General features: G+C 37.2%; 26 protein-coding genes and 1 riboswitch. Of the genes, 7 read left to right on the forward strand and 19 right to left on the reverse strand.

Going from position 1 to position 25,067, the window contains the following annotated elements; all coding sequences use genetic code 11:
- Position 1 precedes the first annotated feature (1 nt).
- Positions 2–2,095 carry a class 1b ribonucleoside-diphosphate reductase subunit alpha gene (gene nrdE, locus H9635_RS05770; RefSeq protein ID WP_191699196.1) on the forward strand — a complete coding sequence of 698 codons (2,094 nt, stop codon included), beginning with the start codon at positions 2–4 and terminating at the stop codon, positions 2,093–2,095.
- Positions 2,083–3,045: a class 1b ribonucleoside-diphosphate reductase subunit beta gene (gene nrdF / locus H9635_RS05775; protein ID WP_191699197.1), complete on the forward strand. Its 963-nt coding sequence runs from the start codon at positions 2,083–2,085 to the stop codon at positions 3,043–3,045. Before nrdE ends, nrdF begins: the two co-directional genes overlap by 13 nt.
- A 54-nt stretch (positions 3,046–3,099) precedes the next feature.
- On the opposite strand, the gene H9635_RS05780 is transcribed toward nrdF, so the two are convergent.
- From H9635_RS05780 to H9635_RS05800, 5 genes are read right to left on the reverse strand one after another with little or no spacing between them, the layout of a single operon-like run.
- Positions 3,100–3,981, reverse strand: a complete 882-nt coding sequence (locus H9635_RS05780; protein ID WP_191699198.1) for an NAD(P)/FAD-dependent oxidoreductase — start codon at positions 3,979–3,981, stop codon at positions 3,100–3,102.
- A 42-nt stretch (positions 3,982–4,023) separates the two neighbouring features.
- The gene (locus tag H9635_RS05785) at positions 4,024–4,560 is read right to left on the reverse strand and encodes a histidine phosphatase family protein (protein WP_191699199.1); all 537 of its coding nucleotides are present in this window, start codon (positions 4,558–4,560) and stop codon (positions 4,024–4,026) included.
- Entirely contained in the window at positions 4,544–5,611 is a 1,068-nt protein-coding gene (locus tag H9635_RS05790; RefSeq protein ID WP_191699200.1) for a pyridoxal phosphate-dependent aminotransferase, read from the reverse strand. Before H9635_RS05790 ends, H9635_RS05785 begins: the two co-directional genes overlap by 17 nt.
- Positions 5,586–6,542: an adenosylcobinamide-phosphate synthase CbiB gene (gene cbiB, locus H9635_RS05795; RefSeq protein ID WP_191699201.1), complete on the reverse strand. Its 957-nt coding sequence runs from the start codon at positions 6,540–6,542 to the stop codon at positions 5,586–5,588. Before cbiB ends, H9635_RS05790 begins: the two co-directional genes overlap by 26 nt.
- A gap of 40 nt (positions 6,543–6,582) precedes the next feature.
- Positions 6,583–8,076, reverse strand: a complete 1,494-nt coding sequence (locus tag H9635_RS05800) for a cobyric acid synthase (RefSeq protein ID WP_191699202.1) — start codon at positions 8,074–8,076, stop codon at positions 6,583–6,585.
- A gap of 159 nt (positions 8,077–8,235) precedes the next feature.
- Positions 8,236–8,422: riboswitch (cobalamin riboswitch) on the reverse strand.
- Positions 8,423–8,657: 235 nt separating this feature from the next.
- Between H9635_RS05800 and H9635_RS19355 the strand changes: the two genes are divergently transcribed.
- Together H9635_RS19355 and H9635_RS05805 are read left to right on the forward strand one after the other, a co-directional pair.
- Positions 8,658–8,780, forward strand: coding sequence for a hypothetical protein (locus tag H9635_RS19355; protein WP_263616868.1), 123 nt, complete (start codon positions 8,658–8,660; stop codon positions 8,778–8,780).
- Positions 8,781–8,894: 114 nt separating this feature from the next.
- Entirely contained in the window at positions 8,895–9,407 is a 513-nt protein-coding gene (locus H9635_RS05805) for a YusW family protein (RefSeq protein ID WP_191699203.1), read from the forward strand.
- Positions 9,408–9,520: 113 nt separating this feature from the next.
- Here the strand turns inward: H9635_RS05805 and H9635_RS05810 are convergent, their stop codons facing one another.
- From H9635_RS05810 to H9635_RS05840, 7 genes are all read right to left on the reverse strand, one after another.
- Entirely contained in the window at positions 9,521–9,793 is a 273-nt protein-coding gene (locus H9635_RS05810) for a translation initiation factor 2 (protein ID WP_191699204.1), read from the reverse strand.
- A 244-nt stretch (positions 9,794–10,037) separates the two neighbouring features.
- Entirely contained in the window at positions 10,038–10,697 is a 660-nt protein-coding gene (locus tag H9635_RS05815; protein WP_225231136.1) for a S16 family serine protease, read from the reverse strand.
- Between the two features lie 228 nt (positions 10,698–10,925).
- Positions 10,926–11,714 (reverse strand): DUF2785 domain-containing protein, encoded by a 789-nt coding sequence (locus H9635_RS05820; RefSeq protein WP_191699206.1) that lies wholly within the window; start codon positions 11,712–11,714, stop codon positions 10,926–10,928.
- A gap of 19 nt (positions 11,715–11,733) precedes the next feature.
- Positions 11,734–12,264: a GNAT family N-acetyltransferase gene (locus tag H9635_RS05825; RefSeq protein WP_225231137.1), complete on the reverse strand. Its 531-nt coding sequence runs from the start codon at positions 12,262–12,264 to the stop codon at positions 11,734–11,736.
- A gap of 18 nt (positions 12,265–12,282) precedes the next feature.
- On the reverse strand, positions 12,283–12,690 hold the full coding sequence (locus tag H9635_RS05830) for an acyl-CoA thioesterase (protein ID WP_191699207.1): 408 nt from the start codon (positions 12,688–12,690) through the stop codon (positions 12,283–12,285).
- A 14-nt stretch (positions 12,691–12,704) separates the two neighbouring features.
- Positions 12,705–13,508, reverse strand: coding sequence for a GNAT family N-acetyltransferase (locus tag H9635_RS05835; RefSeq protein WP_191699208.1), 804 nt, complete (start codon positions 13,506–13,508; stop codon positions 12,705–12,707).
- Positions 13,509–13,528: 20 nt separating this feature from the next.
- The gene (locus H9635_RS05840) at positions 13,529–14,284 is read right to left on the reverse strand and encodes a class I SAM-dependent methyltransferase (RefSeq protein WP_191699209.1); all 756 of its coding nucleotides are present in this window, start codon (positions 14,282–14,284) and stop codon (positions 13,529–13,531) included.
- Between the two features lie 201 nt (positions 14,285–14,485).
- Between H9635_RS05840 and H9635_RS05845 the strand changes: the two genes are divergently transcribed.
- On the forward strand, positions 14,486–14,962 hold the full coding sequence (locus tag H9635_RS05845) for an RNA polymerase sigma factor (protein WP_191699210.1): 477 nt from the start codon (positions 14,486–14,488) through the stop codon (positions 14,960–14,962).
- A gap of 15 nt (positions 14,963–14,977) precedes the next feature.
- Positions 14,978–15,925 (forward strand): hypothetical protein, encoded by a 948-nt coding sequence (locus tag H9635_RS05850; protein WP_191699211.1) that lies wholly within the window; start codon positions 14,978–14,980, stop codon positions 15,923–15,925.
- Positions 15,926–16,046: 121 nt separating this feature from the next.
- Here H9635_RS05850 and H9635_RS05855 read toward each other — a convergent pair whose 3' ends face one another.
- The 4 genes from H9635_RS05855 to H9635_RS05870 all read right to left on the reverse strand — a co-directional run bounded on the left by H9635_RS05855 (position 16,047) and on the right by H9635_RS05870 (position 19,312).
- The gene (locus H9635_RS05855; protein WP_191699212.1) at positions 16,047–16,697 is read right to left on the reverse strand and encodes a hypothetical protein; all 651 of its coding nucleotides are present in this window, start codon (positions 16,695–16,697) and stop codon (positions 16,047–16,049) included.
- 178 nt (positions 16,698–16,875) lie between these two features.
- The gene (locus H9635_RS05860; protein ID WP_191699213.1) at positions 16,876–17,634 is read right to left on the reverse strand and encodes an SDR family oxidoreductase; all 759 of its coding nucleotides are present in this window, start codon (positions 17,632–17,634) and stop codon (positions 16,876–16,878) included.
- A gap of 157 nt (positions 17,635–17,791) precedes the next feature.
- Positions 17,792–18,232 (reverse strand): GNAT family N-acetyltransferase, encoded by a 441-nt coding sequence (locus tag H9635_RS05865; protein WP_191699214.1) that lies wholly within the window; start codon positions 18,230–18,232, stop codon positions 17,792–17,794.
- A gap of 39 nt (positions 18,233–18,271) precedes the next feature.
- The gene (locus H9635_RS05870; protein ID WP_191699215.1) at positions 18,272–19,312 is read right to left on the reverse strand and encodes a DUF1835 domain-containing protein; all 1,041 of its coding nucleotides are present in this window, start codon (positions 19,310–19,312) and stop codon (positions 18,272–18,274) included.
- 654 nt (positions 19,313–19,966) lie between these two features.
- Here H9635_RS05870 and H9635_RS05875 point away from each other — a divergent pair.
- Positions 19,967–20,530 (forward strand): DUF4256 domain-containing protein, encoded by a 564-nt coding sequence (locus tag H9635_RS05875; protein ID WP_191699216.1) that lies wholly within the window; start codon positions 19,967–19,969, stop codon positions 20,528–20,530.
- Positions 20,531–20,612: 82 nt separating this feature from the next.
- Here H9635_RS05875 and H9635_RS05880 read toward each other — a convergent pair whose 3' ends face one another.
- The 3 genes from H9635_RS05880 to H9635_RS05890 all read right to left on the reverse strand — a co-directional run bounded on the left by H9635_RS05880 (position 20,613) and on the right by H9635_RS05890 (position 24,943).
- A complete protein-coding gene (locus tag H9635_RS05880; protein ID WP_191699217.1) occupies positions 20,613–21,479 on the reverse strand; it encodes an ABC transporter ATP-binding protein in 867 nt (288 codons plus the stop codon).
- Positions 21,479–23,962 carry a hypothetical protein gene (locus tag H9635_RS05885; protein ID WP_191699218.1) on the reverse strand — a complete coding sequence of 828 codons (2,484 nt, stop codon included), beginning with the start codon at positions 23,960–23,962 and terminating at the stop codon, positions 21,479–21,481. Before H9635_RS05885 ends, H9635_RS05880 begins: the two co-directional genes overlap by 1 nt.
- Before the next feature lie 381 nt (positions 23,963–24,343).
- Positions 24,344–24,943, reverse strand: a complete 600-nt coding sequence (locus H9635_RS05890; protein ID WP_191699434.1) for a DedA family protein — start codon at positions 24,941–24,943, stop codon at positions 24,344–24,346.
- Between the last annotated feature and the right edge of the window lie 124 nt (positions 24,944–25,067).

Here is a 25,067-nt window from a genome sequence, read left to right on the forward strand (position 1 = left end):
GATGAAACAATATTTAAAATTAAACAATGACATATTAAATCGTTACCGTGCTACCGGTGAACTAGACCTAGCAAAAGACAAAGAAGCAACACGCCGCTATTTCCTGGAAGACGTCAATGTCCGTTTGCGCTACTTTATCGATATTGAGGAAAAAGTACGCTATTTAGTTGATGAAGGCTATTATGAAAAGGAATTTCTTGAAATGTACTCTATGGACTTTATTAAACGGATGTACAAAAAAGCATATTCGTACAAATTCCGTTTCCCCTCGTTTATGAGTGCTTCGAAATTTTACGATAGCTATGCGATGAAAAGCAGAGACGGGAAAGAAATTCTTGAAAAATATGAAGACCGAATAGTTATTATTGCCCTTTATTTAGCACAAGGTGATGAAGCATTGGCGGAAAAGGCCATTGAAGCGGTCATGACTGCCTATCAGCCGGCAACACCAACTGCTCTTAACAGCGGGAAAAAAGCGCGTGGCGAACTAGTATCATGCTTTAAGCTGACGATGGACGATACGATGAACTCAATCGCTGAAAACATCGGCTATTGCCTAGAGCTTTCCCGATTAGGAGGCGGTGTCGGAGTAAACTTAACCGATCTGCGTCCATTAGGTGATCCAATTAAAGGGATATTAAACCGTGCGAGTGGAGTTATGCCAGTTGCGAAACTGCTGGAAAACTCGTTCTCTTATTCGAATCAGCTTGGTCAACGAAATGGTTCAGGAGTCGTCTACTTAAATGTTTTCCACGGAGATATTGAGGCGTTCATCTCTTCCAAAAAACCAAATGCCGACGACAAAATCCGTCTTTCCACACTCTCAACAGGGATTATTCTTCCGGATATTTTCTTTGAACTGATGCGCCGCGATAAAGATATCGTCTTATTCAGTTCTTATGACATTTATAAAGAATACGGAAAACGCATGTCGGAAATTTCGATTACGGAAATGTACTACGAGCTATTGGATAATCCGAACATCCGTAAACTGAAACGATTAAATGCACGGAAATTATATACGGAAATCAAAAAAGCACAATTTGAATCGGGTTATCCGTTCGAGATATTTGATGATAATGTTAATAACGCTCATCCGTTAAAGGAAATCGGTCGTGTGAAGATGTCCAATCTCTGTACCGAAATACTTCAGTACCAGCAAACAAGTGTTGTTACCGATCAAAATGAGCCGAATGAATATGGCCTCGATGTTTCTTGTAACCTAGGTTCAATCGACATTCATGAAGCAACGAAAGTTCAAGATTTCGGTCAGCTTGTCGATACAGCGATGCGTCTTTTGACGAATGTTTCAACTATGACAGATATCGTCAACGTTCCTTCTGTATCTAAAGCGAACAAAGTAATGCACTCTGTTGGATTAGGTGTTATGAACTTGCATGGACACCTCGTACAAAGTGGAATCCGTTATGGTTCAAAAGAGTCCATCGAATTTATCGATGCATTTATGGAAGCATTGAACTATTATTCATTAAAAGCTTCAATGGAAATTGCGAAGCAAAAGAACGAAACGTTTTATCGATTTGAGGAAAGTGATTATGCGAGCGGTGTTTATTTTGAAAGCTATCTAAACAAAGAAGAAAAAGAACTTGCACCAGAAGTGATTAAAGCACTTGGGGCTACACCGATTATTACTCAAAATATGTGGCGGCAGTTGAAGTCTGACGTATTGGAGCATGGATTATTCCATTCTTATCGACTGGCAATCGCTCCAACAGGCAGTATCTCCTACATTCGCAGCTGTACGGCTTCTATCTCCCCTGTTACGGAACGTGTGGAAGTACGTGACTATGCGGACAGCCGTACAATTTATCCGATGCCATTTTTAACAAATGACAATGAGGAACTTTATACCGAAGCCTATGATGTAAATCCGTATGAACTGATCGACCTTTACGCAGCCGCGCAAAAGCATGTTGACCAAGGCATTTCCATGACGCTTTACGTAACGGACCAGTGGAACACAGAACAATTAGCAAAAGCCTACATTTATGCGTGGACGCGTGGAATTAAAACCGTTTATTACGTACGCCAACGTTTACTTACAATTGAGGAGTGTGTCGCATGTCAAATTTAACGTATAAAGCGGTCAACTGGAATACCCCAACAAGTGAGCTCGCACGCATTTTTTGGGATCAGCAATGGAAGCAAATCTGGTTTCCAGAAGAAATTGCGGTCAGTAAAGACATAAAACAATGGAAGGAATTCGAACACCAGGATACGTACAAAAAAGTGTTCGGCGGACTGACATTGCTTGATACGGTACAAACGAACATCGGGATGAATGAAATCGCTAAGTATACACCTGATTTTCAGGAAAAAGCGGTATTAACAGTTTTCGGATCGTTTGAAGCGATTCATGCGAAGTCTTATTCGTATATTTTCACAACACTGTGCACAAATACGGAAATTGAAGAAGTGTTCGAATGGGTGCAAAAAAATGAGTTTCTTCAATATAAAGCAAATCGCATTGGCGAAGTATACACCGCTATAAAAGAAGATGACCCGGAAAGCTTATGGAAAGCAATGTTCGCTTCGGTTATGTTGGAAAGCTTCCTATTCTATTCCGGCTTCTTCTACCCTCTTTATTTAGGAGGACAAGGTGTTTTAAGAAATAGTGCGGAAGTGATTAGTTTAATCTTGCGCGACGAATCAATCCACGGAGTAGCGGTCGGCTTTTTCGCACAGAATATTTTCAAAACGTTTACAGCGGAAAAACAGCAGGAACTTACTTTGTGGGGCTATGAATATTTACTCGATTTATATCAAAATGAAATGAAGTATACCGATGATTTATACGCAGAAACAGGACTTTCTCCGGAAGTGAAAAAATACGTACGCTACAATGCGAATAAAGCACTCATGAACTTGGGGCTCGATACGATGTTCCCTGACGAGGAAGTAAACCCGATTGTCATGAACGGGATTTCTAATACAGGATCCACGTATGATTTCTTCAGTCAAAAAGGATCTACTTATGCCGTTGCTAAAGTCGCCCCAATTACCGATGACACGTTTAAGTTCTAAAAAAGAAACGCTATACCAAAATTCCGGTATAGCGTTTCTTCCTATTTAATAAGTTCATTTTAGCCATTCTTTAAAAATCGGGTCATGTGTTGAAACTATCGGTTGGTAAGTCGCGCCTTCATGTATATATTGAAAGGCTGCATTAACTGCTTGCATTGCATCATGTGTTGCGCCGTGTATAAGCTTCAGTTTACCTTGCTCATAGCGGGCCTCACCTGCTACAAAATATCCGCGACAATTTGTTAAGCCATTATCTCTTTGCGCAATGCATCCTTTGAAATCAATGGTATATTTTTTTGAACCAATATGGCAAAAGACAGCCTCATATGCCTGGTCATTAAACTCCGAGAATTTATAAATTAGAATGTTATTGTTGGCAAGCCCATCCATTAAAATAGGCTGTATTTTCAGCTCTTGTTGGGTATATAATGTAACTTCATTTCCATAACCCATTAACTGAATTGCCCAATCTGCTGCCATCGGTGTATGTCCGATTACTGCAATTGGTCCCTCATATTGTTTAAAAGCTGGCTGATCATACTGTATTTTTTTAGAAATTTGCGCATGTTCGATTCTTTTTGCTTCACTAAATCCATTGCCGGTTGCAGCTATGATAGTTTTAGCTAGTATGGTTTGCTGTGTTGTCGTTACATAAAACAACTCGTCACTATTTTCAATTTTCTCAACGATTTCTCCAAGTAACAAATTAGACCTACTTACTTTTAACTGTTCAATCAGCGCTCGTTTATAATCACGCGCTAAAACGCCAAACTGACCAGGAATATCATAAATTTCATAGTCTAAAAATAAATTAAGTCGACCACCTAGTTCATGATTGCCTTCAATTAATACTGTGTTCATCCTTCTAGATGCACTATAGAATGCACTGAACATCCCGGCAGGACCACCACCGATTACACAAACATCGTAAATCATTGCTCTCCCCCATTATTACTGTACAAGAATATCTTTATGTATTTATTCACTATTCCCTTCTATTGAAAAACAAGCAGCACCATCCAACAAATAACCCCATAGCTGGTTGTATGGCTGTTTATGAAACGCGGTAATCAAACAGGCAATGGCAACACCGTGAGAAACGACTGCAATTCGCTCATACGGTAACTGTACCAAATACTCGTGAAATGCGAGCATTCGGTTCGTTACGTCACCAAAAGATTCCTGTGTCTTATTCATAAATAAATGCGGTGTATTCAAATAGCAATAATACTGTTCATCCTGTTGAAGGTCCTTAATGTAGCTGCCTTGCCAATGCCCCAAGTTAATTTCACGCAAACTTTCGTTTTTATGAATGGTGTGGTCCGGAAACATGAGACGGGCTGTTTGCACTGCACGCTTCAGGTCACTGGAGAATACGATCTCCGGATTCCAGTTAACGGACGTTGCCTGATCGATTCCTTTTGTCGTTAATTCCGAGTCAAGCCACCCTTGCAGACGCCCTTCTTTATTCCATACAGTTTCTCCATGACGGTAGTAGTTAATAATTTTTGACATAATCCATTATTTCATCCTTGCATTTAGTCCAGATTTCTTCACTTTTGACAGCGATTCGAAACCATGCGCCGTCCAGGCCGACATAGTTTTTTGTATGGCGTAATACGATACCCCGTTCTAATAAATATGTAAAAAAATCATCCGGATTATATTGTTTTGGTAATTGGAACAATAAGAAATTCGCTGCACTGTTTGACACTTTACAACTAATTAATTTTAAGTCCACCACCATCTGACTCCGTAATCTGCTGCTCTTTTCACGAGATCCCTTCACAAAATCCTTGTCCTGTAAACAGAGACAGCCGATTTCATTTGCAATCGCGCTCACATTCCAATGCGGCAAATAATGACGGATTTCTTCTGCCTGTTGCCCGATGACATAACCGAGACGAACCCCTGCCAGTGCATACATTTTTGTCATGGATCGTACGACAAATAAATTGGAATAGCTGTTTACCAATGAAACAATGCTCTCCGATTCATCGGTCCAGTCCATAAACGCTTCATCGACTACAAAATTGCAGTGGGGATACTCTTTAATCAACTGTTCAATCCAATGTTTTTTCAATAATACGCCTGTAGGATTATTCGGATTGCAAATATAGCAGGCATGGACATCTTTCAGCTGTTTCTCCAATATTTCCTCATTAAATCGATATGTTTCAATATCGTCAGCTAAAATAGAATGAATAACACAATTCTGCTGTTTTAGTGTTCTCGCATATTCCGAAAACGAAGGCTGTAACAGAGCTACTTCATATCCTTTAAAAAGCTGCGCCAAAGCCATTAACCCTTCTGCTGCACCGTTCGTAACGACAACGTGTTGTGCCGCCACTTCGTGTACATCGGCTGCTTGCGATCGAAATGGTTCTGCTTGTTCATCCGGGTAGCCAGTAATTTTTTCTAACAGGTTTGGCCACTGTTGCTCTACTAGCTTCGGTACCCCCAGATGATTGACATTTTCGCTCACATCGATGACTTGATCCGGCATTTTTAAATTCATCGCTTTATATAATACTGCCGCATTAGCCCCATGTGCAGGCAATTGCATACAATATTCCCCCTGTTATCACAACACACCAAGTACAAACATACATGTGCCGGATCGCTTTTTTAATATGTATTCTTTGCATCGTTTCGTACGGTTCACCCATATAAGCACGGAAGGATTCCACCCCGCCATAGCGATTAAACCCGCCTAAACGAATTCCTAACTGAACAGCAGTAGCTGCCTCCAAATATCCACTATTCGGGCTTGGATGTTTTTTAGCATCCTTTAGCCAGTTTTTATAGCGGTGTTTGAAAGGTTTTGCCGTCTCACATTTTGTAAATATAATAAGGAACCACCCGGAAATTCTGCTGGGCAGATAGTTCGCAACATCATCCAATTTAGCTGCAGCAAATCCGAAATCTGCATACCGTTCATTTTTATAGCCGATCATCGAGTCCAACGTATTAATAGCTTTATAGCACCATGCACCGGTTGCCCCGAAACATAGCGCATACATAAGCGGAGCCATCACGCCGTCACTCGTATTTTCCGAGACGGTTTCAATGACACCTCTTACAATTTCAGGTTCATCCAATTGATTCGTCTCACGGCCCACAATCCAGCTTAAATATTTCCTTGCTTCGGATAAATCATTCGCTTCCAAAGAATCGTAAACGAGCATCGCCGCTTCTTTTAATGATTTCTGGGCTAGTGCTAAACTAATCAAAAAGATTTCGACTACTAGCCAAATAAGAAGATGTACTTTCAGTGCAAGAATGACAATAAAAAAAACAGAGCCCGTTGTAATACTTACCGTGAGAAAAACTGTTAGATAGCCATTGATCCGTCTTCTATTGTCACTCCCGCTATTCCATTTCCTCTCAAAAAACGAAATCACGTTGCCAATATAAATGACAGGATGCGTCCATTTTTTTGGATCCCCTACAATGCAATCGATGAGCACTGCGATTACACAAATAATAAAATACATCGTGTCCATGCCCCTTTTTTATAAATATCTATCTATCCATTCACTTCGTTTCAATCTTCCTTTCCGAAATAAACGAATAAATCCTCTCCATATTTAAGTGAGAACGAACATGGTGATCCAGCATTTCATACGCTTGTTCGCGGCGTTCAAAATCGGATAAAACATCACTTAAAATAGGCTCCATCCCTTTTTGCCTACGGATTGTATTAAAATAATCGCGAGTGAACGGACGGTTTTGGAAAATCCCATGAACATATGTACCAAATACTTGCTCCGTAAAGACACCATCTGTCCGGCCGTCATAAAATTGAATGAAAGGCTTCAACGGTTTTGTTACTACACTGCGCCCTAAATGAATTTCATACCCTTCAATTTCATGACCTGTACAGCTCCTTCCGGAAACTTGCACTGTTTGCTTACTATTAATAAATGTTGTTTCAATCGGCAGCAAACCTAAAGTTAAATATGTGCCTCCCGTGCTTTCAACCGCCTGCTCATCACGGATAATTTCACCTAGCATCTGGTAACCTCCACAAATACCGATAATGCGGACATTTTGATGCGCTAACTGTAAAACCCCTTGCATTAACCCGGTTTGCTGAAGCCATAAAAAATCTTCCACCGTATTTTTCGTCCCCGGTAAAATCACGACATCCGGATTTTTCAAATCATTAAGTGCCGTAACAAAGCGCACACCTACATCCGGCTCTTCAATAAGCGGATCTATGTCGGTAAAATTCGAAATATGCGGAAACCGGATAACTGCGACGTCAATCGCAAATTCATGGTGCTGCGGTTTTTTAAAACGCAGGCTGGATAAAGCGACCGAATCTTCTGCTTCAATTTGAACATCAAAGTATGGAATTACGCCAAGCACAGGTATACCTGTATAATCCTCCAGCCAATCGATCCCATCATTAAGCAATTCTTTCATACCTCGAAACTTATTAATAACAATTCCTTTGACACGGGACCTTTCCGTATCATCTAATAGCATTAACGTCCCGACAATTGAAGCAAATACACCACCCCGGTCAATATCGGCAACTAAAATTACAGCAGCATCAGTTTCATGGGCCATCCGCATATTGGCAATATCCCGATTTTTTAAGTTAATTTCCGCCGGACTTCCCGCACCTTCCAAAACAAGAACATCATAGCTCTCCGACAAACGGGCAAGTGATGAACGAACTTCAGGCATCACTGCTTCAACAATATTTTCACGATAACTAAGCGCATCTATATTGGCATAATGTTTACCGTGGAGAATCACTTCCGATACCATTTCCCCTTTAGGCTTAAGTAAAATCGGGTTCATATCCGTTGTTGCGTCAATTTTTGCGGCTTCTGCCTGAACCCCCTGTGCACGCCCGATTTCTCCACCGTCTTTTGTAATATACGAATTAAGTGCCATATTTTGTGATTTAAATGGAGCCACACGATAACCGTCATTTGCAAAAATGCGGCAAAGTGCTGTACATAGTACACTTTTCCCCACATCGGATGCTGTACCTTGAATCATAATTGCCTGCACTTAAATTTCCTCCTTACTGTAAATATCTCCAAATAAAAGTTAAAAATGCCTGTACCTCTCATCGAAAAAGAGGTACAGGCATGTGAAATTAATTATAGGATAGTGTTTAAATACACAAAAACAATGACTAGTTTCGCCTATACTTTTCCCTCCGAAAAGTAAGTATCGTTTGAATAAGCAGGTTTCCTGGCTTAAGCTTCCTTTTACTTTCACATCTTCCCATCATTCCGACAGTGATTTGTTGTGAGTTCATCAGCTATTACAGTAGCGGGGGCTGCATTAGTCTTTCACTAATTTCCCTTTTACCTTACAAAAATCTGTAAGCACTTAATCAATTGCAAATTATTAAATTATTATAAAAATAACACAGTCTGTTAAAAAATGATAGGACTATTCCCGATACCGGTTAGTCGTTATTGAGCCTAATTATTTCCTTTACAGCATTTTCTATAGAAGCCACCGTAATAATGTTTATATTAAGCTGCTCATCTTTTTTACTTCCTTCTCCTCTTTTTCATTTTCCACAGGTAAGAAAATATGTGAAAAACAGCTTTTTTCAGCAATGAGAATTTTAGCTTTCATTGAGCCAATTTCCTTCACCGTCAATCGCACCTGTTACGTCAATCGGTACGTTATTATTAAAGCTGCCGTTTTCGCTAAGACTAATTAATACAGCGGCAAGTCCTGCACTGTACCTTCAATAAGGGAAATTTTTAATTTCAGTAGAAATGGATAGCTTATTTTAATTTGGGAATACTTTTATTAAAAATTAGAGGCTTAAATTAAGTTATCAAGCCACTTTTAAAGGAGAGAATAAAATGAAATTATTTAAATTATTACTTACAATGCCCTTATTGTTGGGGTTATTGTACGCATGTAACAACGATGATACAAAGACAAATAAGGATGTTACAGGTAACAATAGTACTGTTGATGAAACAGCGAATAACAAAAATACCACTAATAACTCTGAAAATGAAAATGAACGTACTGGAATTAAGGTCGCAGATGTAAATTATGCTTTTACTGAATTTGATTTAGACGTAGAATATGCGAATCGCAATTCATATGATGTTGAATATGAGAACGATGGAAACAATATTTATGCAGAACTAGATGATGAAATTAAAGGTATCGAGTATAAAGGTGATCAAGCGTACGAAAATTTTGTCGATGCGTTAAAACAGTTAACATTTGACGAAACTACAAGTGATGACGATGTTCGTAAAGAAGTACTAAAAGCATTTGCTCTCGATGAAAACTATAAGTCCTTTGAGCTTGAAGTAAAATTCAAAAACGGGGAAATAAAACATTATCATCATAATAAATAATAGTGGGTAAAGAGAGGTTAAATCTTCTCTAAAACTTCTACCATAATGCACAAAAAATCGATTAGCATGATGCTTTTCGATTTTTTTTGTGAACTAAAACTATTTTCTTCTTCTTAACTTAACATCTTTTTAATTTGTTTTAGTTCCTTTATTAAATAATCAATTTGCTTTTGTGTAGAATCCATCTGTTTTGATTGATCATATTGAGGTTGTGTACTTTGATTGTTCGATTTTTCCAATTCTTGTAGAGCAAGACCTGCAGCCAATGCTGCTAAACCATCTCCTAGCGTAGTAATGGTTGCTGCAATAAATGCAAGTCTAGCAATCTGAATATCTGTTGAATCAGAGGGTTGGTTGGATTTATTTCCATGATTATTAATCGGCATATCCTCCCTATATTAACGGTTGTAAAGTCACTTTAATTACAATATATGCATAGGATAAACGAAATTCACTAAATAAAAGATTCTTATTCAATTTGCCGTTCGATCTGTATGAACAAGTCGTTCAAAATCCATATCTTCACCTCACTTGACTATATAACGATTGTACATGCACTTTGGCTTTAAATTTATCCATTTATTTAAAATATAAGAACGCTATGGAAAAACACCATAGCGCTCTAAAGACTTACGTATTTAGCTTCTCTATTTCTATTACAGCACGATCAACCGTTGCCACTTCAATAATTCCGATGTTAAGTTGGTGTATGTCCTTTACTTCTCTCGCCTCTTTTGCATTTTCTACAGGTAAAAAAATATGCGAAAAGCCGCTTTTTTCGGCAATCAGAATTTTAGCTTTCATCGAGCCAATTTCCTTCACATTTCCTTCTTCGTCAATCGCACCCGTTACGGCAATCGGTACGTTATTATTGAAGCTGCCTTTTTCTGCGAGTCCGCTTAATACAGTGGCTAGTCCTGCACTGTCACCTTCAAAATCTTCTCTATTTAAAAAATCTTCAATAGCAGAAGAGGTTCCCGGCAGATAAGCCATTACATTTTCCTTCATCGTTTCAAAATGCTTCTCCGCGGGTCGTATATAACTTAATAACTCATCATTTTTCGAAGTATAACGAATTTTATTTGTTACCATTTCCGCTTCCAATACTTCTTTATCATTTGATAATTCTAGCGTCTTTATTAAGTAATCCAAATCATCAATATAGGCCGCTTCGAAGATATCCACTGACAGTATATGTATACCTGAATCTTCAACAATTTCAAAAGGTTCATTATATGACGTTACGAAATAAGTATAGATTTCATAATTAATCAAACGAGATTCAAACATACATATTAGACATATTACAAAAAAACTCCCAGCAAAAATCTGCCTCTGCCTATTATTGTGCCGGTAAAGATAAAATCCTAAAAGTGCCATTCCTAAGCCTATTATTATCAAAATAAAAAACAGATAAATATTAATCTTGTTGAAATAATAAAGCAGTAACCCCAATATGTATAAAATGAACGGCAAAACTATTAGTGTAGTTCGTTTCAACCTTTCATCTCCCTTCTGCTAAGCCTCAATAATCCAATTGGTTGTAAGTACACATTTATTTGTTTTTAATAAATGCCGTAAAAATGTGGCCTCAAACTTCTTCACATTCCATTCGTACCGGTATTTCGTATGCCAATCCTCTATTTCAATTTCATTTAAATCCTTTACCCACGCTAACAACTGTTCGTCTGTCAATCCTTTGTCTAGTAAAGCGTCAATTACCGGTAGCATGCGTTCTTCCTCATCGTCTATAAAAGCATAGTCCGTGTGCAAGCAGCTTTTTAAACTTTGCAATGCTTTATGACACAAATGTAAATCTTTCATAAGCGGATGTGCAATGGCTTCAGCTAATAAGTCACTCCCATGTGCAACCGTATGTGCCCAGCCTTTTTCATGGACGAACCCCCGGTAATCCTTCTCAAGCATTAAATAATCGACACTCCGTTGAATCGTCTCTAGAATAAGTGCTTCAGGCAATTTTCTGTTTTCACGATCTTTACCTAAAATAAGCGCAATAACAAGGGCTGAAAAAGATCGTGTAAATACATCATCTGAAGGACAGTTGTGCGTAATATTTAAGTAAAGATACTTGTCATCCATGCATGTATTTAATAGTACAATTAATTGTTCCACCGTTAGTTTTTCATTCAGAATTAATTCGCCAGACCCCCTATAAATTAGGTCATCACGCAAATAAGCATCCGGATTCCCGATATTTTGCATCATGAAATGGAGCAGTTCGTCTATATTAATTAGGTCTAAATTTATTTCTTCTTTTTTTACAATAGATTCCAGTGTCTCTTTCATACCTTGATTATTTCTCCTTTCAATAAGGTACCTCATCAAGTTGAACTAGTGTTATTTTGCAAGTTTTCCAGTCGTCATAAATAGCTGCATACAACAGGCTATCTACAACCGTGCCATCTTCATTTTCCCAGGCTTTTCGTAAATAGCCCTCTTTAACAAACCCCGACTTTGAAAAGCATTTTCGCATTGGTAAATTATCCGCTCTCGTATACGCTTCAATACGAATTTTCCCTTTTTCTCCAAATAAATAGTTTTGCAGCCAGCGTAAAGTTTGCGTACCAGCTCCCTTTCCTCTTGCTTGAGGTGTTAACCGGATATCGAATAATGGAATCGAATCATTGATATCATGAATGATTACAAGCCCAAACTTTTCATGATCGACTAGAATCCAAAATGTTTCGCGACCATCTTCATAATAACCATTCGCTACTTTTTCTTTTATTTCAGTAGGATTCACTATAGGATTCGCGAAAAACTGCCATTCGTTGTTAGTAAGAAAATCCGTTAACTCCTGAATTTCTGAATTAAATCGCTGAATTTTTATAGTCATCTATTACAATCTCCTAAACTATTTACTGCTTGTTTCAAAAAGCTTTTTCAACGGCTCCGGTATTTTCGCAACCTTTTTCTTTTCTAAATGATAGAAGCAGCCGGATTGTTTGCCGGTACAATGGATATGTTTTTCTGTAGTAATATCCAGTTCCATCTCCCAACTGGATTGCCCGATTTTCACCATCCAGCACCGTCCGACCGGTTTATCAAAAATCGTTAAAGGGGCTTTGTATTCTATTTCTGTTTTCATTAGAATTGGTGAAATTTGCCCTGCCATCATTTCTGCTAGTGGATAATGCTCATTTAAAAAAGCCATCCGTAGATCCTCGAACCACCGCACGTACACAATATTACTGACAATGCCCATTGCATCAATATCATAGGCATTGATTTGAATTGGTTGTTCTGCTAATAAAGTTCTCACAATATTTGTCCCCCTTATTTTTCCTCTTCAAAACGAATCATTGACCAAAAACCGATATCCTCAAATCCAATTCGCTTATAAATGCGCCCTGCAGCCGGATTATCATAAAACAAACAAATCGATTTTCCTTCAGCAAGCAAGTCTCGACAAAGCTTTAACATACAGTGTGTCGCATACCCTTTTTTCGCGTAACCCGGTCTTGTTCCAACCCCTACGATCATGGCGGATTGAGAATTTTCAGCAGTTGTCGATGCAGAGGACACCATTACCCCCAGTTCATCGTGGATAATATATGTACGTCCTGTTTTAAACTTTTCCGCGCGTTCTCTTCCTTCAATACTAAATGTCCCTGTTGAAAACTCAGGAATAGACTTGAGCATTTCAATATTTTCTTCATATTCATGCGGCTGTAAATACGTCACATTTGAAAAGTCCAAATCTGCAATCGGAACCGTCAATTTTGTACATTTTGCATAATACGTTTCACTATCGCGACGAATACCGCGATTAACCCATTTACGTAATGATGCGACTAAATGTTGCAACCCCGAAATTTCAATAGGACCTTTGTTTTTATTAATAATTTCTGCGAACCCTGCTGCATCATAGTCCCCTTCGCTATAGGGAATATAGTTTTGATCGTAGCGCAGTAAAACCGCAATCAGCTGATCATCTTCAAATTGTCCCCACAACTCCTGAATATCCGATTCCATTCCATAAGCCTCTATATCACCAATAATAAATAAGTTTTCTGCCGGCTTTTTTTCTACTAGTGCCATTGTTAGTTTGCGGTCATTATTTGTTAATTTTCTTATCATCATACTTACCCCCTATTTTATTAACTGCGTTTTCTAGCCTTTACGATAAACGTTGTAGGAAAGTGACTGGCTTTATGCAGTGAATAATATCTCTCGGAATACGTTACTTCTTCATTTTTTGCGTGTTCAGGTATATCACTTTCAACAATCTCTACAATTTCAAAGTTCGCCCGTAACAATGCATTAATAAAGGTCGCCATTTTATATTTAGGTATTTTCATTGGCGCATCTTCCCCTTTAAATGTCGTCGTTTCAATATATCCTTCACGCTGATAAGAATCGGTTAATAAAAACTGATGATCCCGACATTTTATTTGACTATAAAAAGGGTGCTCCCAACTGAAAACAAACTCGCCACCCTCTTTTAAGTAGCTATGTATGAGTTTAAACGTTGCGGACAAATCACTTGACCAGCCAATTGCATAAATCGAATACACGAGATCAAAATAGTTTTTCGGCAAGCCAATTTCCTGTTCCATTGGCGCTGTATGTAATGTTGCCTCAATGCCATTTAACGTCGTTTGCGCCAGTTCTTTTTGTGCACTCGAGAAATCAACACCCCAAAGCTCCTTAGCTCCATTGTGATTCATATATAAAAGAGAGTGGCCACTGCCAAATCCGATTTCCAGCACCTTCTTCTCTGCAACAGACCCGATTAAATGCAGCTCTTCCTCTGTTTGAGCTAAAGGCCCATAGCTCGGCAACGCGTCTCCCCCTGCAAAATGCTTCGCTACGATATCCCAGCTTTTTTTGTTGTTTTCAATGATATTGTTCAAGCGATTTCCCCCCTTTATTTTTAAGAGAATTTCAATTATTCTTTATTAACATAATTTTCTAATTTAATAGTGATTTTGATTTTATCACTGAATCATTATTTTTTCTATATACATATTTTCCAAATCATGTCACATTCGTAATTGCTAAATTGTCTTATGTTTATGAAAGGAGTGGTTGAATTGCAGCCAAAAACTATGATCATGACTAATGAAAAATTTTTAATACGTGAGATGGATGAACTCATTGAAGCGTACTATGACAAAATTTATAAATATTGTTTCAGCCTCTTACGAAATACATATGACGCTGAAGATGCCGTACAGGAAGTTTTTATAAAAGCGATGAAACACGGTAAATTAGCCTCGATTGAAAATCCGAATGCCTGGCTTTATAAAATTTCGTATTTTCATTGTCTCAATAAAATAAAACGGAAAAAATTAAAGTCTTTCATTCCCTTTAGTGAACAGGAAGCAACGCCAACAACCTTCGATCATGATGATGATGAGCAGCTCCAATCGATCCTAGGACATTTAAAGCCTGAAGAACGGTCGCTCCTGCTATTACGTGTTATTGAAAATTATAGTTTTGAGGAAATTGGTCAAATTTTTGAAAAACCACCAGCAACAATACGAAAACGCTATGAACGTTTAAAAGTAAAAGTGAAAAATCTATTATAGAACGGGGTTGGGTATATGAAAGATTTTGATAAGTTTGAGAAAAAATTCAAGGAACAATACGAGCAAATTGAAAGTCCAAACAAACAGCAAATTCTTCAAAAAATCTCATCTCATAAAGATAAAAAGATGAGACGATTTCCGACATTTGCTATGATTTGTTTCGGTTTATTTCTTTCCGTCGCAACAGTTGGGGCAATGAATTTCAATGGGTTGACATTTTTTAACAAGGATGCATCTTCTGTTATTGAGATAGAAACAATGACAGATGAAGAAATGATTCCCCATGATCGAGCGGATGACATTTCCATGAAAAATAGAAAGCTAATGGATCAATTAAGGAAAACAATTGAGCCAGGGACATTTTTATACTTTTTAGATGTAGAAGCTTATGAGCAATACGGTGAGCCCAATTTGTTCCATCTGTATAATTTTGATACGTTTCGCTCATTCGATTATTTACCTATTGACTTAGCAGCTAGATGGAAATTCCCAAAAACTTTATTAGAACAATACGAATTTAAAGAAGGAAGATTAACATATGATAGCCCTAAAACATCATACGAGGAAATGATGGAAATTGTAGAGCAGTTAAAACAGCAAGCGCATGAACAAAATCAACATTATGCGGTATTAGAAGGAGAGTTATTATCTTCGGTTCACTCGATATCATTAGAATATGAATATAATGAATTTCCAATTATTAAGTTATTTAATATAGATATTCAAGTTATCAATAAGGGAATAAAAACAAACGAAGACCTGGCTAGTTTTATCAAACTGAATAATGTGCTGGAAACGGATGCTTATTATAGTGAAGAGCAAAAAAAGTTATTATTTGTTAAAGAAACTGCGGAGGAAAATTATTTAATATCAGTTTGGGATCCTTGGACTCCTGTTGTACCTGTAGAAAATGTGAGTGTACAAACTTTTATTGAAGTCGCAAAAGTTTTTTACGATCTATAATTTCTGGCTTATTGTAAATTAACACCCCTGTTTTAATTAAAGGACAAGGGTGTTTTTCTCGATTCCATAGTCATTGGGCTTCAAACAGCTTTTCTCCAAATCAATGTTAGGAAATGTAATATTATTTTTTATTAATCGTAATTTCGGTAGTTTCAAGTCCTAATCGTTTTCTTAATTCTTCCGTTATTGAAAATGACATTGTTGTACCATTTTCTACATTTTCATATTTATGATGTACAGCGGTCACAACCGTACCATCAGTGACGTAGGTTTCAGAGGGATTTGCGTTCACTTTTAAATGGTCTATATAATCTCCACTTATTTGCCCTTGCATAAAAACTTCAGACGGTAAAATAAGATAATCCGACTGCTTTTCCATCAAAGAAATTTCAATCGTCTGATCTTGTATGTCAACTAAACCATTTGTCGGAACTGGTAACCCGTTAACTTCCAATTTATAATCCCATAAATCTATTGCTAAATCCTTTAATTCGGCATCACTATAATCTTTAATAAGGTCGTCAATCACTTGTTTATAATGCGCAGCTTCCTCTTCTTTGTAGTTAAAATCCGTTTGAAGATTATCCAAAGTAGCCTGCAATTCTTCGTTCTGTTTTTCTAATTTGTCGATTTGGGCGGTGTTATCTTCCAAAAGCTGAGTTGAAGCATTTACTTCTTCTACTGTGTCACTATTTGGAGAGTTTTCTTCATTCTTATTTGAGCACGCAACGAGAATAAACATAACACTTAAACATACTAGGATTCTTTTCAATTACACTCCCCCTTCGATATGATTACTCACATATAATACCATTAATTGCTAAATACACCTTCAATTATTCAACATAATTACCTATTTGAATTGAATAAAAAAACTGCATATCTAATAGCAAGATACATCTCTAGCCATTAGATTGCAGTTAAGTTAATGAAGTTATATAGCACTACTATTAGCGAGCAGTCCAACCGCCGTCTGCTTTTATTACATCGCCGTTTACAAAACTCGAATCTTCAGAAGCTAAGAATAATGCTACTTGCGCAATCTGTGATGCTTCAGCCATTGGGCTAAAACCTGCTGCTTCAAGTGCCTTAAATCCTAATTCACTTGGTGCAGTAATTGTTGCTCCAATATTTGTCTTTACGCCACCTGGTGCAATCGCATTTGCACGAACTTTCCCAAATGTACCGTAAGTTGCTGCAATATTTTTAGTTAAGCCAATTAAACCATGTTTAGAAGCAACGTAAGCCGCACCACCACGAGTACCAAATAAACCACCAACCGATGCATTATTAATAATAACGCCACCTGTTTCTTGCTTTTCCATTATATTGATTGCCGATCGAGCAGCTTTAAATGGGCCCGTTAAGTTAACAGCCATAAGTCTATCCCATAATTCATCTGAAACATCGCCAACTGGTACGAAATTATCCATGATTCCTGCATTGTTCACTAAAATATCTAACGAACCAAATGACGTAATTGCTGTGTTAATCATGTTATCAACATCTTCTTGCTTTACTACGTTTGCTAAAACGCCGACTGCTTTACCACCATTTGAAGTAATTTCGTTTACTACACCATCGATTGCTTCATTATTAATATCCGCTACAACTACGTTTGCCCCTTCTTTTGCGTATAGTTGAGCGATTGCTTTCCCCATACCTGATGCAGCACCAGTAATGACAGCTGTTTTCCCTGCTAATTTCATGATAATTCCTCCTAAAAAAGCCTTTTAATTAACCTTTTTAGTATTACGTTCCAGATTAAATGTATACAGTCATTACTGAAAATTTTGCACTAGTCACAGGAGCAATCATTAAACTAATGAAGGAAACGCTGGTTGAAAATTAAAACTTAGTTATTCACTAAGATTTAAGTTCCTTGCTTAAGAAAACAAGCCGTTCAATTTCTTCAAATCCGTTTTTCTTATAAAATGCTTCAGCTGGAATACCTCTATCAGTTAAAAGTGTGATGTTGCTTATATTATTTCCTAGCGATTTAATTAAATAGTCCAACAACGATTTACCAATTCCCCTATTTTGACGCTCCGTGTCAACGCACATTTCATGGATATAAAATTCATCCCCGCTCCACCATTTTCTTTGTACGCCCATTATAAAGCCAATCACTTCTTCATTTTCTATTACGATGACCCCTAAAAATCCAGGTGTTTGATAAAAATCTACTAAATAATTATGAGCTTTCGGAAATGTCCATTCATCATTCCACGGCTGAGCATTAAACACTTTAATAAAAGTTTCAGTACATTTAACTAAATCGGTTTCTTGAAAAAGTTTATATTCCAAAGTAAGTACCCCTTTTTATGATATTTAGAAGTTGAAGCATTATCGAATTTTAACGCTATAGTAGCGCATAGCCTTTGGGACCCCTTCCATATCAAATATACCATCGACGATTAAACGTCTGACACGATATTCTATAAATTGATCGCCCACAGATTGATCTAAATGACCAATTACTTCGCCGATGATTCTAGCTGATTTTATAAAGTCATTGTTCTTTTTCTCCTGATGGAGCTTCTTCACTGTCTGGATGATGTACTCATCGTAAAAAGTTTCGGAGACACTCATTATTTGATGACTTTCCCAAATGCGTAACACTTCTTTCCCCTCACAAAGTTTCTCCCATTGCTGTTCAAATGCTTTACGTTCCGTTTGCGTTAATGCATGACCCAGATTTTCGTTTTCATAAATTTGCTTTAATTGTTCAGACGAAAGTTCTCCCATATTTCGTGGTGTAAAATCGATTTCAGGTCTATCAACATGAATTTTATATGCCTCATTTGTATGCATGATATAGATATTGTTTGTTTTCTCTTTTAATAAATAGAGAACATATCTTAAACCAGTTTGTTCATGTGCATTTTCTCCGACCCAAATAATAATCTGATGTTGACTTGGTGTTTGTTCAATGTTTAATGAAGTCCGTTCAAAGTAATCTTCATAATCGAATAGCACGTCATCATCTATGTTTATATTTGTTCTTAACCATTCAAATCGATTAGTTATTCCTTGTGCGTTATGTAAATGCCAGATAGGCCCTATTGAAAACAAATCGGAAAAGGTAATAATCCTTTCCTGCTGATCTAGTCCTAATTTTTTTAAAGCAATTTTTAAGCTTCCAGTTGGTGAATCGCCAAATACAATATGAGTAGTATGAAATTGTGTGTGCAGTTCGTTATTTGCTTGTTCTTTTTTGTAAGCTAATAGTTCGTTGTATGTTTTTTTAATATCTAAAAAGAATTGCTGTTCTGAATACCCCTTTCTTTCTTCAACTAATTGCATACGTAAAAAGAATTGAGCTAATAAAGATCTCAGTTCTTCATCCTCCAAGTGATTTAGCATCTCTTTTATTTCATGAAACAATTAAATACCCCTTTTCATTAAATTTTACCATTATTTCAGTTCCACTAGCGGTAAACATTAATACTTAAAGCTATTTACAATGTTTTTTTGAGAATCGCTCGTTTTTCAATGCCCTAGCACAAAAGTGGTCGAGCGTTTACTTAAGCGCTTTTGTTCCTAAAAGGAGTGGATGATGAAGTAATGAGATAAATAGAGGAATGAATTTCCGTTATTTTTAAAATAACATAAAAAATAGTAAAAATAAGGGAAGGGATTTCCGTTATTGACCTAAAAAACATAAAAATTCATGATTTTATTGAAAATAACGGTAAAACGTTCCCTTATTTAACCTAAAAATGAGCTACCTCATTCAAATAACGGTATAATCTTCCCTTATTTGGCCGGGACTGAAAAACTTAATGAAGTACTTTCTATCTAAAAAGGGGTTTTGGATGTGCTACACTAAGTTGGATCAGTGCTTTATTGGCTTTATTGCTTTTGTTCCTTTATAAAGAGGGCAAAACTTTAGGATTGGTGGCCTCGCTAACGGCAATAAAGTCACGGGGTTTTAGCGGGTGTCTTGCCGTTACTCACCACCAATCAATCAAGTATAATTTTATTAGAAAATCTTCCCTATATTATGGTTAAATTAACTATTAAGAGGTGTATCTACCAATGGCAATACGAAAAAATTTAACAACAACACAGAGTGAACAATTACTATCAACTTTAAAAGCCCGATTCGAACAGCATATGGAGCGGCATCCGAATATTGACTGGGAAAATGTGCAGGCAAAACTGGAGGCAAATCCTGAAAAGCTTTGGTCTCTTCATGAAATGGAACGGACAGAAGGTGAGCCTGATATCGTTGCCTATCATTATGAAACGGACACGTATACTTTTATGGACTGCTCACCTGAAAGCCCTAAAGGTCGTAGAAGTATTTGTTATGACCAGGAGGCATTGGATGCGAGAAAGAAAAACAAACCGGAAGATAGTGCAATGAATATGGCGGCATCGATGGGCATTGAAATTTTATCAGAAGTCGAATATCGGTCATTACAACTGCTTGGAAACTTTGATTTGAAAACTTCCAGCTGGGTTTTGACACCACCGGAAATACGTAAACTTGGAGGAGCGATTTTCTGCGATCGTCGCTATGATACAGTTTTCATGTATCATAATGGTGCAGACTCTTATTATAGCGCGCGAGGATTCAGAGGGTCTCTTTCTGTTTAATTTACATTTAGCAGCTACAACCATTAAGAAAGCCGATGTCACACACAAAGCGACATCGGCTTATTTGAAATTCTACTACAACCTACACATCATAAAACTCCCGATACAACTCTTCCAAATTACGTTTTAACGGATTTACCGACTGAATTTGTATATTCTGCTTAAGTAACCATTGCAGATAGATTTCAATCGAGTATACCGCATCTGTAATCAGTCGATTTTCATTTACCTGAAATGGAAGTTCACTACCTTGCATTATTTGAGCAAGGTCATGATTAGGATCACACTTAATCTCATAAGGTACATCGACCTTTGACTCGAGCTGATTTGTATGAAGCTTTCCCTCTTTAATAAACCAGATTGTATCAGTCAAATCCTCCAGTATATCGAGGTTATGTGTGGAGATGACGATGCTGATCCCCTGTCCATGAAGTGTGCGGATCAATTGCTTTAATTCTATAGTGCTTGTTGGGTCCAATCCGTTAAACGGTTCATCCATTAAAATAATGAGCGGCTTTGTTAGAATACTTACCGCAATAAACAAATGTTGGCGCATCCCGTAAGAATAGGATTTCACAGGCTGATTCACATAGGAGCGAATTCCGACTAGATCTATAATATCCTCGATATCATTAGGGGGAATTTTATAGACATTGGCAATAAACGACAGATGATCATAACCTGTTAGCTGCATATACAAGTAATTATCACTCGGTAAAAAAGAGATATATTTAAAAAATTCAGGGCTATTATGAGAAATGTTATTTATTTGAACTGAGCCGCCATTTATTTCTTCCAGCCCTAATACTGAGCGCATTAACGTTGATTTCCCTGCCCCATTTGGTCCTACAAGGCCGATAATTTCCCCGCCTCCAATCGAAAAATTAATATTTTCGAGAACCGATTTATTTTTATACTTTTTTTCGAGCTGATGTACGTGCAATACCATTAAGATGCCATCCTCCTTCTAAATAAAAGACCGATTACGAACAAGAAGCTTCCGCTAATGAATAAAATGACTGTGCCACTTATAAAGTTCACTCGTCCATTATTTGCTTCAATGGATTTCCAACCATCTATCACATTCCAAGTATCAAAGTAGACAAATGGATTATAAAAACTGCTCGCTAATTCAATATAATAGTTTCCGACCATATAGCCTGTAATGACAATCAAGAACGTCACAATAATAGCTGCGTAATGGTTTTTCATCACTTTTCCTATGAAACTGAACAGGCTATTCAAAAAGTAAATTTGAGCGATGATAAGAATTCCGCTTTTCACAAGAAGTGCAGCCAAGCTTTCAAAGTAAAAATACGCATTATCGGCTGTTGAAAGGAAAAAATGTTCCTCTATCCTTTCCCTCGCATAAATCAAAATCGGATAATTCGCTTCCCCAAAGCCCCCAATAAGTATGGCAACGAGGAAAACGATAGCACTGCTAATAAGGAGTAAACTACCGGCAATCACGAAATTATAGAGCCATTTCGTTATATAAACGGATGTAAGTCGAATCGGCTTCGTTGCTAAAAAGTTAATCGTTGGATTAGGACTGCGCTCCTCAGCTATCGTTGTCCATAACAGTAATACAAATAGAAGCAATACAAACAGCATCATATTCCAATCCATAAATTTGTAGACAGTGAACAAACTGCTGTTGTCATATTTAGTATTTTGTTCCTGGAAAAGCTTTAACCTTTTAAAATGGTCATTATCAACAGCACGACTCGGATCATGAAAATTAGAAACCCATTTATGTCCAAGTGGCCATGGGGTAATCCCCTTGTCTTCCAGAATCATTTGCTGCTCTTCAGATGCCATATCTGTCAAAGTGCTTGTGCTTTCACTGTCTTTATATGAACCTGGCTCCAGCGACTTCATAACTTTACGAAAAGTTTCGGAAAAGTCAGGGGAATTAATCTCGCCTTTTAAACTTTCCACTGCATCATACCGATTTTCCAATTGTTTTATCATCAATTGGAACGGGTTTTGATCCAGTATTTCCATTTCTTCTCCGGCTTGCTCCGCCATTTGCTGTTGTAATGCCTGTTCGAGTTCAAATTCTTCCGCGACCATTTTCCAATGTGCCTGATCTTGAATAATTTGATTTTGATAACTTTCAATCGCTTTTAATGCTTTGTCAGGGAATGTTTGATACTGCTCATTCACTGCAATAACGACGCCGCCAATCATTCCGAATAATAAAATGATAGTAAAAAGAATATGTCCTTTGCGATTCTTTTTTAAATGCTCGAATTGCAGAAGCTTAAACTTCTGTGTTGATCGATACTGCTTTTTTGTTGTATTAAGTTGAGGTACTGTAAACTTGATATTTTTTGTTCGAATAATAACATACGCAATGATACTACTAATAATGAGCAGCAATAGCATGCCAAGTAAATACAGAACAAAACGATTTGAAGTCAACAAGTGCGGTTCATATGAAGCAATCAAGTGAATCGGGTTGCCTATTTGGAATCCAGTCTTTAATGAAATCATGTAGCTGATGAAAACCAGCATACTAATGACAAAGAACAGGACGCCTAAATTGGCTTGCTGCTTGAACAGGCAAATTGTTATAAGCAATAGAAATGAAACGAAAATCCCCCAGCCAATCGGAATAAAAACTAGCCACTTCCATACAGGTACCAAAATCATTTCTGAACCGACGGCTACTTCCAGCGGGTAAAAGATTGTATTGACATTCCCAGTTAATAAGGGAGGTAAAAATGATAGAATACTTGCTATTAAAATATACATAAATACGATACTTAGTAATGGAACTAAGTATCCGTAATAAATGGATGTATTGGATAATGAGTTTATTTTAAAGAAATCAAATAGCCATTTTTCTTTGTCAGCCATATATTTAAAACAAAATACAAGCAGGAGCATAAATATAGTAATTGGGCTAAAAAAAATCTGGAATAACTGCTTTGTAAAGAGGGCCGTTTTATAGGGAGTGATCTGCTCTGTATATGGGAGATCATATTCAAGTAAATGTTCGGCCATAAGTCGCTCAAACTTTAATGTATCTTGATTTAGGTAAGGTATAAATTTGGTTGTGGCGGTATATGTTTCGTACTCATTTATATAGGCAAGCTGTTGTTGTGCAATCTGGAGATCCCCTTCATTAATCTTTGCCAATATCTCTTTTATATGCTCTTCTTTCACCAAAAGAATGTCCAACGATTCCCGTTCATCAGGTGTTAGACCAATAACGCGGTCTTTCGTTAGCATACTGGAAATTAAAAGACGAACAGTTTCTTCACGATTGTCGAATGTTTCCTGCAACTCGTTCTTCGTTGCACCCGACTGCGTACTATTAATGCCCAGCAGTATACAAACAAGAAGCCCCATTGCAATCGGAAACAGGAAAATATACTTACTTTTTAGCCATCCCTTCATAAGAAAATGGATTATTTCTTTCATATATCCCCCTCCACTCATAATTTTGCAACTACTAAATTTAAATCTTATTAAGCTATTGTTCTTTTTTCATTTTAACATTTAAAATCCAAAATATGTATAAAGTGGTTAAATACCCTTCCGTAAGTTGGGGGTGACAAAATTGAAATAATAAAATTTTCTATTGAAGCCTGTCCTGATTAGACATAAAATGAATTTCTGCAAAAATGAAGAGATATAATAGAGTATTTCCCCGCCGCCTCGCGATAGCGTGGCTTGACTGGGGTTATTTACTCCACTCAATAACAAGGGCAAAATTTTGGATTGGTGGGCGAAAGAGGGGTAAAAACATTTAGTAATGGGTAATAAAAAAGGTAGCCTATTAACCTAGGCTACCTTTTCAAACTATTTCTTATTTGGTAAATTCATTTTACGCTCCAATAACTTGATGCGGTATTTATAAATCGCATAAATTACTGCTAAAATTATAATGAGAATAACAAATGGTTGTAGGTATTGCTTAAACAGCTCTCCTGCCTGTTCCCAATTTTCACCTAGCTTAATACCTAAATACACATAAAGCGCGGTAATTGGAAACATTGCTAAAAACGTGTAAATTGAAAACTTCCATACATTCATTTTTGTCATCCCGCACGGAACGGAAATCGCTGTACGGACGATTGGCATAAAGCGTCCGAAAAAGGCGACACCAGCACCATATTTTGCGAAAAACTTGTCCGCTGCATTTACTTGCTTTTCATTAATCAAGAAGAACTTCCCATACTTCAGTACAATCGGACGACCACCATAGCGACCTACCGCGTATAATGTCAATGGCCCAATTGTTCCACCTACAGTACCTGCAAGCACCATTAGCCAATATTTATATTCTCCCTGAGATATCCAAAACCCGGCCATCGGTAAGATGACTTCTGCCGGAATAAATTCAAAGCAGAGTGCTAATAATACACCCAAATAGCCTAACCCTTTAAAAAACTCAATCATTGGTAAAATGATTGTATCTAACAACAAAAACAACTCCAATCATTTGCAATCTCCAAAGTCAAAATCGACAGAAACCGATTTTACCCCTTTAGTCCACTTCTACATTCATATAGCATACAAAAAC

Source organism: Solibacillus faecavium, assembly GCF_014836905.1.
GTDB lineage: Bacteria > Bacillota > Bacilli > Bacillales_A > Planococcaceae > Solibacillus > Solibacillus faecavium.